At 67.9% G+C, this 10,516-nt stretch carries 10 protein-coding genes and 2 pseudogenes; 9 read left to right on the forward strand and 3 right to left on the reverse strand.

The genetic code is table 11. The annotated features are described in order from the left end of the window. Positions 1 to 530: 530 nt before the first annotated feature. From ABZS58_RS50470 to ABZS58_RS50485, 4 genes and pseudogenes are all read left to right on the forward strand, one after another. Positions 531 to 773, forward strand: a pseudogene (locus tag ABZS58_RS50470) (transposase family protein); the annotation flags it as partial. Positions 774 to 901: 128 nt separating this feature from the next. Beyond that, positions 902 to 1,099, forward strand: coding sequence for a hypothetical protein (locus ABZS58_RS50475; RefSeq protein WP_354791924.1), 198 nt, complete (start codon positions 902 to 904; stop codon positions 1,097 to 1,099). A 165-nt stretch (positions 1,100 to 1,264) separates the two neighbouring features. Then, positions 1,265 to 1,978: a VOC family protein gene (locus ABZS58_RS50480; RefSeq protein ID WP_354791925.1), complete on the forward strand. Its 714-nt coding sequence runs from the start codon at positions 1,265 to 1,267 to the stop codon at positions 1,976 to 1,978. 374 nt (positions 1,979 to 2,352) lie between these two features. Further along, entirely contained in the window at positions 2,353 to 3,114 is a 762-nt protein-coding gene (locus ABZS58_RS50485; RefSeq protein WP_354791927.1) for a TnsA-like heteromeric transposase endonuclease subunit, read from the forward strand. 463 nt (positions 3,115 to 3,577) lie between these two features. Here ABZS58_RS50485 and ABZS58_RS50490 read toward each other — a convergent pair whose 3' ends face one another. Further along, positions 3,578 to 4,117: a hypothetical protein gene (locus tag ABZS58_RS50490; RefSeq protein ID WP_354791929.1), complete on the reverse strand. Its 540-nt coding sequence runs from the start codon at positions 4,115 to 4,117 to the stop codon at positions 3,578 to 3,580. 296 nt (positions 4,118 to 4,413) lie between these two features. Here ABZS58_RS50490 and ABZS58_RS50495 point away from each other — a divergent pair. From ABZS58_RS50495 to ABZS58_RS50510, 4 genes and pseudogenes are all read left to right on the forward strand, one after another. After that, positions 4,414 to 4,560: pseudogene (locus tag ABZS58_RS50495) on the forward strand (hypothetical protein); the annotation flags it as partial. 60 nt (positions 4,561 to 4,620) lie between these two features. Continuing rightward, the gene (locus ABZS58_RS50500; protein WP_354791937.1) at positions 4,621 to 4,956 is read left to right on the forward strand and encodes a hypothetical protein; all 336 of its coding nucleotides are present in this window, start codon (positions 4,621 to 4,623) and stop codon (positions 4,954 to 4,956) included. Continuing rightward, positions 4,950 to 5,981, forward strand: a complete 1,032-nt coding sequence (locus ABZS58_RS50505) for an ATP-binding protein (protein ID WP_354791930.1) — start codon at positions 4,950 to 4,952, stop codon at positions 5,979 to 5,981. Before ABZS58_RS50500 ends, ABZS58_RS50505 begins: the two co-directional genes overlap by 7 nt. A 212-nt stretch (positions 5,982 to 6,193) precedes the next feature. Next, complete coding sequence (locus ABZS58_RS50510) at positions 6,194 to 7,021, forward strand: hypothetical protein (protein WP_354791931.1); 828 nt, start codon at positions 6,194 to 6,196, stop codon at positions 7,019 to 7,021. Between the two features lie 345 nt (positions 7,022 to 7,366). Here ABZS58_RS50510 and ABZS58_RS50515 read toward each other — a convergent pair whose 3' ends face one another. Next, positions 7,367 to 8,548, reverse strand: a complete 1,182-nt coding sequence (locus tag ABZS58_RS50515) for an FAD-dependent oxidoreductase (protein WP_354791933.1) — start codon at positions 8,546 to 8,548, stop codon at positions 7,367 to 7,369. Positions 8,549 to 8,928: 380 nt separating this feature from the next. Between ABZS58_RS50515 and ABZS58_RS50520 the strand changes: the two genes are divergently transcribed. Further along, positions 8,929 to 9,075, forward strand: coding sequence for a hypothetical protein (locus ABZS58_RS50520; protein ID WP_354791934.1), 147 nt, complete (start codon positions 8,929 to 8,931; stop codon positions 9,073 to 9,075). A gap of 494 nt (positions 9,076 to 9,569) precedes the next feature. Here the strand turns inward: ABZS58_RS50520 and ABZS58_RS50525 are convergent, their stop codons facing one another. Then, positions 9,570 to 10,322 (reverse strand): CbrC family protein, encoded by a 753-nt coding sequence (locus ABZS58_RS50525; protein ID WP_354791936.1) that lies wholly within the window; start codon positions 10,320 to 10,322, stop codon positions 9,570 to 9,572. Positions 10,323 to 10,516 lie beyond the last annotated feature (194 nt).

Raw genomic sequence — 10,516 nt, forward strand, 5'->3', positions numbered from 1 at the left:
CCTCCCGCAGCAGGTCTGGATCAACCGACCAGCCCTGGAAACAGTCATACAGAACAACTAAAAAGATCTTGTCTCAATGATCTTGACAGATTCCGTTGCCGCCGGCGCGACCACGATGAACCTGCGAGGCGATCTTCCGTCACCGGCATGCCGGCTCAGGTACTCGATGCCACCGCCAGACATCTCGGTCTTGCGGCTTCTCGGCTCCGCTGTGTTACCAGCTTCGCTTGCTTGATCGTCTCGCAGGCAAGGGCACGCTACACCGGAAACCGACCGGCACCCGGGTGAGCGCGTGGGTGACCCGCACGGCGTGGCCAACTGGACTAAGTGCCAGCGCACCGGTTCGGCGGCAGGCGGTCTCCGTGTGGAGGCGGACCAGCAGCGCGTCAGGTTCTGGGTCGTTGCCGGCGACGTCGACGACCTGTGCGAGCTGAGCGTCAGACAGAGCTCGGCGGGTGCTGGGGAGCCGCCGAGGCTTGGCGGACGCGGGCCGACGGGTCGTCGCGCTCCGCAATGTACCCATCGATGGGGCCGACAAGGCATACCGCGGCGCCGGCGGCGCGATCGGCGTGCCGCACTACGGCCGCGACCTGCCAACGCGGATGCGGGACTGCAACAGCAGCCACAACCAGATCCGCGGCATCGGCGAACGCGCCAACGCCACCCTCAAAACCTGGCGCCTCCTACGCCGACTGCGCTGCTGCCCACAGCAAGCCACCGCGCTGACCGCCGCGATCCTCGTCCTTCAACACGCCGAAGAGCAGCACGGATGAGGTTGGAAAAGGCTCACGGGAAACGTTGACGGCAAATTAACGGCCAACCGCAGGCGCCGTCAGGCCTGGCAGCCGGCTACGTCCTGCATGCCGTCGTGCTCCGAATGTGTTCCGAGGGACAAACCTCGATGGCAAACGACAACGAGCGAGATGAGATGGTCGAGGTGCCCGGGACTGGTTTTGCTCGCGAGTTCCGGCGCCAGATGTCGCTGAGTTCGGGCGCCAGCGAAATCTCATCACTTTCGATGTTCGCGAGTTCCGGCGCCACCGTCCGGGTCGGCTGGCCACGCCTGTCACCGAAGAAAGAATCCGCTTACACAGGGTGACACGCGTGCGTTGTCGGCGACAAATGAGGGTGACGCTGCAGAAGCTTACGCACCCCTGGCCGAGCTGCACGCCGACCGCGGTCGCATCGGCCGATTGGATGGGATCAGGCGATGATCGGCCATTTCCATGTGCGAAGGACCGTCCGCGACGTCTAGGAAAGAGCCATGGCCAACGAGGTAACCGTCCCCCTGCTGCCCTGCGCGTCGATTGACGACATCGTCACCTTCTACGGGGTTCTCGGCTTCAGCACTACGTATAAGCAGCGCAAACCCAACCCCTGCGTGGGACTGCAACGTGAAGACCTGCACCTGCAGTTCTTCGAGATTTCCGGGTTCGACCCAGAGCAGTCCTACGGCTCCTGTCTCGTGCTCACCTCGGACATCGCGGAACTGCACCGGGCTTTCGCCGCCGGCATGCGGGCCGCATACGGCAAAGTCCTGGTGTCCGGAATGCCGCGGATGACCCGACCCAGGGCTCGAAAGAACGCCGACGGGCTGGGCGGATTCAGCGTCATCGACCCGGGCGGCAACTGGATCCGCGTCTTCCAGAACGCCGCCACGATGCCCACGCCAGCACCCGCCGGACGACTCGCCAAAGTGCTGGCGAACGCCATCGTGCTGGCCGACTCCAAGGGTGACGTCGGCCAGGCAGTCCGCATCCTCGACAGCGCGTTGGCTCGCCCGCAGGCCGACGATGACCCCGTCACACACGTAGAGGTTCTGGTGTACCGCGCAGAACTGGCGATGGCGCTCCATGACCGGGAAACCGCAACGGAGATGCTGGCCCGCATCGAGCGCATCGCGCTGAACGCAGACGAGACCGGAAGGGCGGCACCGACCTTCGAGATCGCTGCCGACCTCGCAGCGGCGCTGCGATGAGTGCGGGGTGCAGCGGAGGTGTTGGCGATGCCCTCTCATCGACTAGAAGCGCGCGTCGACGTTTTGGTCCAACATCGCGATCGGCGTCTACGCAGCGTGACAAGGCGGCCCTGTGTCAACCTGGCCGCTGACTCCCGATGGTCAACAAGTGGCGCTCGTTCTGACGAACATCCGCGGGGACCGGGAGCGCGAGGTGGCGCCGAAAGTGGCGAACATCTGGCTCCGGTTCTCGCGGACAAAATCACGGGACGACCCGACAGACCATCGCTGTGGCTGTCCTTTGCCATCGAGGTGTGTCCCTCATGCCAGTGAACTTTGTCCACGTGAGGGTTCGTGCCATCGAACTCTGTCCGCCGGGTTGAGACGATCGGTATGTGAGCGGGCAGGTCGAGGCTGACGGAGATGAGTTCGGCGCGGCGGACTTCGAGATCGAGTTCATCGACGCGGCGGGGTCGCGCTGCCGTGGTTCATTGATGCAGTGCTGGACGGTGGCGTTCGAGGAGATGCCGCCGGTACGTGGTTTCGGCTGGTCACGGAGGCAGAAGCACTTCCCGGGCTGGTGGTGGGCGGCGACCACAGATCGGCACGTGGGGTTCGAGTCCTGGCTTGAACGTGATCACCTGATGCGGCTGGATTTTGACCGTGAGGTGGTGGGGTTCTCGTCGCAACCGTTCTGGCTGCATTGGCAGGTCGGGACGCGGTGGCGGCGGCACGCGCCGGATTTCTTCGCCCGGCTGGTCGGCGGTGGCGGGGTCGTGGTGGATGTCCGCGCGGACGACCGGATCCCTGACAAGGACGCTCAGGTGTTCGCGGTGACCGCTCGGGCTTGCGGTGAAGCCGGCTGGGCGTTCCGTCGGCTCGGCGTCGTGGACCCGGTCCTGGGCGCGAATCTGCGCTGGTTGTCGCGGTATCGGCATCCCCGGCACGGCGCCCGGACCGACGTCGTCGATCAGCTGATGCAGGTCTTTACACTTCCGACGCCGCTGATGGACGGGGCCGCTCAGGTGGGTGACCCGATCGCAGTGCTGCCGACGTTGTTTCACCTGCTCTGGCGGCAGGTCCTGGCTGTTGATCTGGCCGGTGCGGTGCTGGCCGGGTCGTCCGTCGTCCGCGCAGCGTCGGGGAGCCGGGCGTGACGGCGCTGCCGGCATATGGGTTGCTGGACACGGTCCCGGCGCCGGTGTTGCAGGAGGCGTTGTGGTGGGAGCAGCACATTGTGGAGGTGCTGACCGGCGTTCGTCCCGGTGAGCAGGATCGTCGCCCGCAGTTCGACCCGCAGCAGCGGAGCCTGGCCGAGCGGGAGGCGGCGAAGGCCGCCGAGCTGACCGCGGCTGGGCGGAAGGTCACCGCCCGCAGCGTCCGGGACCGTCGGCACCGTTACCAGACCGACGGATTACTCGGCTTGGTGGACCGGCGGGCGATGCGTCCGTCGTCGGCGTCTGGCCGGGTCGACGTGCAGGTCGTGACAGCGATGCGGGCAGCGATCGCGGAGGCCCGGGACACGTCGACCCGGACTGCCGGGTTCGTGCTCTGGCGCACCCGGCAGCTGCTGGACACGGCGGAGGGATGGTCGGGGCCGGTGCCGTCGCAGCGCACGCTCTATCGGCTGTTCGCCCGGCTGTCGCGAGGCCGGCAGACGACCGGGACCGCCCGCGCCCGCCGATCGCTCGCGGCTCGCCCCGAGTCAGCGTTCTCACAGGTCGGCGTGACGGCACCGGGCGAGATGATGCAGATCGACTCGACACCGTTGGACGTGATGGTGCTGCTGGACGAGGGCGTGACCGCCCGAGTCGAGCTGACCGCTCTGGTCGACGTCGCCACCCGGTCGATCACCGCGGCGGTGTTACGGCCGTCGACCAAGGCGGTCGACGCGTCGGTGTTGCTGGCTCGGGCGGTGACCGCCGAACCGATGCGTCCCGGCTGGAGCGACGCGCTGCGGATGGCGGCCTCGGTGCTGCCGCACCAGCGACTGGTCGACATCGACGCCCGACTGGAGCATGCGGCGGCCCGCCCGGTGATCGTTCCGGAGACCATCGTCTGCGACCACGGCAAGGCGTTCATCTCGCACACGTTCCGGGCGTCCTGCCGGTTCCTGGGCATCAACCTGCAACCAGCACGCAAGGCGACCCCGACCGACAAACCCCACGTCGAACGGACCCTCTTTTCGGTGGGCACCCTCTTCGCCCAGTATCTCGCCGGCTACGTCGGCCGCGGAGTCGAACACCGCGGCCGCGACATCAGCGAGGGCCGGCTCTGGAAGCTGCGGGAAGTGCAGGACCTGCTCGACGAGTGGATCGTCACGGTCTGGCAGAACCGGCCCCACGACGGGCTCCGCGATCCGTTGGCGCCGGGCCGGGCGTTCACCCCGAACGAGCAGTACGCGACGCTGCTCGAGGTCGCCGGCTACACCCCGGTCGCGCTGACCGCCGACGACTATGTCGAGCTGCTGCCCCGCCAGATGGCAGGCGATCACCGCCTCCGGGGTCCGGGTCGGCCGGCGCACCTACGACGGCGACGCCCTGGACCTGCTGCGCGGGCAGCCATCCGGGATCGCCGCGAAGCACAACAGGTGGGAGATCCACTACGATCCCTACGACGTCTCGCGGGTTTGGGTCCGCAACCACCACGGGTCCGGCTGGATCATGCTGTTCTGGAAGCACCTGCGGCACGCGCCGATCCCGTTCGGTGAACTCGCCTGGGACCACGTCCGGCGCGGTCAGCCCGACGGCACGGAGGAAGAGCTCGCTGCGGCCGCACAGAACCTGCTGTCCCGGGCACACGCCGGCGCCGTCACCGTCCGAGACCGGCGAGTGCAGGAGAAGACCCACGCCACCAGGGCCGCCACCACCCCGGCCAGCGATCCGCCGATCACGCCGGATGTCACCGATCCCGTCGACCAGCCAGTCGAGCCGGCACGGGAAACGGTCGTCCCGCTGGAGGTCTTCGACCCGTTCGCGGAAGCCCTGAAACCGTGGTGAACCCCAGCAGGCATGCGGTCGAGACCGCCGACGGGCACCGGCACCTGAGCACGCTGCAGGGATGGCGGCGGTTCACCAGCGAATCGGTCACCGCGCCGGACCTGCTGCCGCGTCAGCGTTTCAGCAGCCTCGACGACGCGGGCCGGGCCGACTACAACGAACTGCGTCTCGACTACCACACCCGGTTGGCCGCGGTCGCCACCTCGACGCTGCGCCATGTGATCACCACCGGGCGGCGACTCACCCTGCTCAACCGGCACGCGGTGTCCGCTCGGCGCGGGCTCATCCTGTCCGGTCCTGCCGGCACCGGCAAGACGACCGCGATCACCCAGTTCGGCAAGACCCACCAAGTCATCGACGCCGCCCGCCACCCCGGGCTCACCGACCGGATCCCCGTTCTCTATGTGACGGTCCCGCCCGCGGCGACGCCCCGGATGGTCGCCGCCGAGTTCGCCCGGTTCCTCGGCCTGCCGGTCACCAGCCGGGCGAACATCACCGACATCATCGAAGCCGTCTGCGGCGTCGCGGTCGACGCCCGGGTCAGCGTCGTCGCGGTCGACGAGATCCATAACCTCGCCCTGAGCACCCGCAACGGCGCCGACGTCTCCGACACCCTCAAATACTTCTCCGAACGTCTCCCGGCGACGTTTCTCTACGCGGGTATCGACGTCGAGAGAGCCGGCCTGTTCTCTGACGTCCGCGGCAGCCAGATCGCCGGCCGCTTCACCATGATCCCGACCGGCTCGTTCCCCCGCACCGGCGAGTGGACCAGCCTGATCGCCACGATCGAGAACACCCTACGACTGCAACACCACCGGCCGGAAACCCTGGTCGGCCTCGCCGACTACCTGCACCACCGCACCGCCGGCATGATCGGCAGCCTGTCCCACCTGATCCGCGGCGCCGCCCTGGACGCCATCCTCACCGGCACCGAGAAGATCACCAAGAAGCTCCTGGACGCCGTCGACCTCGACCACGCCGCCCAAACGCACGCCCGCCGCCCCAACACCACACGCCAGACATGACCGATGACCGGCTCCCGCCGCTACCCCGCCGGGTCCGGCCATCAGCCGGCGAGACCGCAGAACGCTACGTCCACCGGCTCGCCGACGCCAACCACCTGCGACCCAGCTACCTCCGCCAGTTCCTCACCACACCACCGAACTCGCTCGGATCGATCCGACTGGACAAACTCGCCGCGATCACCGGCCGCGACCCCACCGCGCTCGTCCGGGCCTTGCCCGACCTGGCCCCCCGCACCCACACACCCGGCCGCACCCGGGAGGCAAAGGCCCGCAAAACCCTGAACGAGCAACGCAAACGCGACCTGTTCGCGGTGATCCGCCACGACGCCCGGCTCGGCATGTCCATCCGCGCTCTCGCAACGAAGCACCACGTTCACCGCCGCACCGTCGGCCAAGCCCTGCGGTCCGAGATCCCGCCACCCCGCAAGAAGATCGAGCGGCAACCGACAGTCCTCTACGGACTCCGCGAGCACATCGACGCAATGCTGGAAGCCGACCCCCGAATCACCGCCGCCACGATCTGGCAACGGCTCCACGACGAACACGACGCCACACCGTCCTACCCCGCCGTCCGCACCTACATCACCACCCGCCGAACGACCCGCTCCCAGACCCCGAAGGTGGTTGACGAATCACCGCCGATCCCGGTTGCTAGCCTCTCCGCGGAGGTCCAGCGCATGCAGACCAGCGAATCACCCCAGGCAGCCATGGAGGGGGCCACCGCTCACCTGATGCGGTTGGCGTTCATCGAGATCCGCTTCCTCACGTCATCCACGCACGATGATCAAACAGTGGAAGCCGTCGCCAACCGCCGCAAGCAGGCCAACGCGATCGCCGACATCTGCCACAATCTGCCCGGCCTCCTCGACCCCACCCGCCGCGCCAACCTGGCCGAAGAACTGCGTCACACGTGGCGAACTGCCACCGCCCGGAACCGGCGGTGGCTGCAATCCCGCTGGGACCAAATCGGATACGACCACCGCTGGCTCACCGACCTCGCACCCGAACCTCCATCACCACCCGCTCCGAACGAGCCGTAACCGCCCAGCGCCGCGGACAGAGTTCACTGGCAAGAACCCCACGTCGCACGTTCTTCACTGGCACGGACAAACTTCGTTGGCAAAGGACACCGAGGAAGAGCGCGGCGACGCCACCATGTTCCTCGAACCCGGTCCGACCGTGACGGCCCAGGAGTGATCCCGGTTCCTCGCAACCTACTCGCGGCTCCTGGCGGACTCTGCGGTGGTGGTCCTCTCCGGCAGCCTGCCCCCGGGACTGGATGGCAGCGCGTACGCCGAGCTGATCAGCCTGGCGAACCAAGGCGGGTGTCGGCCGTCCTCGACACCACCGGGTCGGGCGCCGTTGCGTTTTGTATCGACCTCGACTCAGCGGGCGTGCTCCGGGCGGAGGCCGATGCCGATCACCCGCGCCGGGAGCGCGCGCAAGGCGGGCACCCGGTCGATGATCCGCAGCGGCAGGGGCGGGCGAGTCGGGCGGCCCGAGACCGCGGGTGCGAGCACGGCGCGCTGCAGCGCCCGCTGGACGAGCTGCGTGCCTTTCGTCGGGAACGTCCGGCGGCGCTGGACGGCGGCGAGCTCGTCCTCGGTCGGCGGGGCGCCTCGCTCGAAGGCGGCCGTGATCACGTGCGCCGCCGCGACCGCGTCCTGGATCGCCAGGTTGATGCCGACCCCGCCGACCGGTGACATCGCGTGCGCGGCGTCGCCGATGAGCAGGGCACCTGGCACGTGCCAGCGGTACAGGCGGTCCATCCGCACCGTCAGCTTCTTGACCTGATCCCAGTCCGTCAACTCGGCGACCCGGTCGGCCAGGTAGGGCGCCCCGGCGGCGATCCCGGCGCGGAAGGCCGCCAAGCCCCGGCTGCGCAGTTGGTCGTCGCTGCCCTTCGGTACGACGTATCCCATCTGCCAGGTGTCGCCGCGGTCGATGCCGATGAACAGCTGGCCGTCGACGATCCGGCCGACCAGCCCGGCCGGGTCGTCGTCGTGCCTCGGCAGCTTGAACCACAGCACGTCGATCGGCGTGCCGAAGACCTTCGAGCGCAGAGCGAGATCCCGCCGGACCGTCGAATCGCGGCCGTCGCAGGCGACCGTCAGCGCGGCGTCGACCCGCAGCGGCCCGTCGGGTGTGCGGGCGTCGACGCCGACGATCCGCCCTCCCGAGCGGCGCACGCCGAGCACCTCGTGCCGCCGGAGGAGTTCGAAACGGCCCTCGGAGGCCAGCAGTTCGAGGAAGTCCCACTGGGGCAGGAACATGACGTACGGATGCGGGGTGTGCAGGCGACTGAAGTCGACCGGCTGGAAGGAGCCGAAGGGGTAGGTGAAGCGGAACTGCCGGATGGTGCGGTGCGGCAGGGCGTGCAGGCGCTCGCCCAGACCGAGCTCGTCCATCAGCTGCAGCGTCGACGGGTGGACCGTGTCGCCACGGAAGTCGCGCAGAAACGTCTCATGCTTCTCCAGCACGACCGTGCGGATCCCGCGCCGGCCCAGCAGCAGCGCCAAGACCAGCCCGGCAGGGCCGCCGCCCACGACGCAGACGTCCGTCTCCACGCCTCAGCCCTCCAGTAGCCGTCCGATCACCTAGAGGGCCCTGGTCCACATCGGGCTCACCGTCGGCGATCGCGTTTGCGTACGGGAAACTCTCCCCGATCCCCACCAGTGCAAACGCAAGTGTGCGAGCGTTCAGCCGGTCGACGGCGTTGCGGGTCTCCTGGCGGTCCAGGACGACGGTGTACACGCGATCGGAGAGTTCAACACGAACGGTCACAGGCGCGAGCGTCGACCCATGGCCACGACGCAGTTCCGGCAGGAGACGTCGACCAGGGGTGAGTTCGTCCGCCAGCCCAACCGCACGGGAACCGCCACAGAGACGGCGTCGGCTCCCGCTGCCGGTGCCTGAGGACCGCGGCGTGCAATGCGGCGGTGATGCTGTGCGCGGCGTGCAGCCGGTCGTAGCGGTCGATGTCGTGGCCGAGCCGGCGTCTGCGGGTGCTCTGGGCGATGTGTGCGGCTTCGTCGAGGATCAGGTTCAGATCCGCGCACCCGAGCTGCCGGGCGGGCTTCGGCGGCTCGGGTGAACACCTCGGGGCGGTACCGGTCCATGGCATTGGACAGCCCGCGGTGCTGGAGGGCGTCCACGATCGGCAGTACCGTCCGCAGCGCCTGCTCGCCATGCCGCAGCGGCCCCGCAGCGCCGTCCCCGCGTCGGACCTGTTCGATGATGCAGTCGACGTCGTCCACGCACGTCACCTCCGAGCGCTTCCCTGAGTGCAGCGTCAACCGGTGGCGCGTTGGCCGGCACAACGACAGATGAACACTCCCCGGCATCCGGCAGTCACGATGCCGTCCCTACCCCGACGAGCGACGACTATGGGCGCACTGACCGCCGAGCCGTACGCGACAAAATGACACGTCCGAAACCTGAGGGGCCAGGACGCAGCAGCGCATCGGTCACCGACCGTCGACACGCCGCGTGAAACAGCGCCCTACTCGAAAGACCGCTAGGCATCCAGTAGATAAGAAGCCGATGAGCGCGCGGCGCAATTCGGCTGAGGCCTCGTCTGCTTCCAGGCTATGTCATATCGAAATGGCCGCGAGTTCGGTTGCATAACTCGCATTCGAATACGTAGAAACCCCAGCCCGTATCGTGTTGCGGATCGTTCGGCACCTGATTCCACATCCACGGCTGCGCGCCCTCAAACACTTCGATAAGGACGACTTCCGGATCCCCGGGCTTATGGTTGGTGAAATCGGTCTTCGTCCACTCGCCGCAGTAGAGCATCGTCGTTGCACAGCAGAACAGCCATTCCACGCCTTGGTAAGTGCGGTAGCTCGGCGTGTGAACCAGATCAAGAAGCACGCTAGGCGGGATGTTGACCGCCACCCAGCCGTCTGGATCAGGATCCGCCAGCGAGAATCCAGGCTGCGTACGAGCCAACCCCGGCACACCGTGGGTGCGACCCCGCACCGCGTCCGACCAGGTGACCATGCCGAACTCAGTGTCCTTGGTGAGCGCCGCACGCCCTGAGCTCAGGCATGGGTAGCAGGTCGCTGGATCGTCGCCGAGGGGGTAGCCGTCATCGACCATGCCACAATGAGGGCAAGTCTTGGCGCGTCGATCGTGCCCCTCGGCTCTCACCGGGAACGGCTGCTCGCACGTCGTGCAGCGATAAATCACGTCCGCACCGACGCTCAGCGCCAGCCGACCATCCGTGACTGTTCTGCAGAATGCGCAAATACCAGACCCTGCGTACTCCGCGCTGCCTTCGACTGCTGCCTGATAAAGCCTGAACGGCGACGAAGAACGCTCACGCCCCAAACGCACACCGCCACGGTACCTCGGCAGGCAAGAGGGGGTCCGTCGCCGTGGTGCAGCCCTACGCGCAGTGCGGCAGGCACGGAACCACCGAACGACACCGCTGGTATCGCACCGGTAGGCCGCTGGCGAGGTGCCTGTGGTGCAGGTCCTTTTCCAGCGGCCCCCGGCCCGAACCCGCCGTGCCAGTTGTCCCGGCAACG

The sequence above is a fragment of the Dactylosporangium sp. NPDC005555 genome, from assembly GCF_040605635.1.
Taxonomy (GTDB): Bacteria; Actinomycetota; Actinomycetes; order Mycobacteriales; family Micromonosporaceae; genus Dactylosporangium.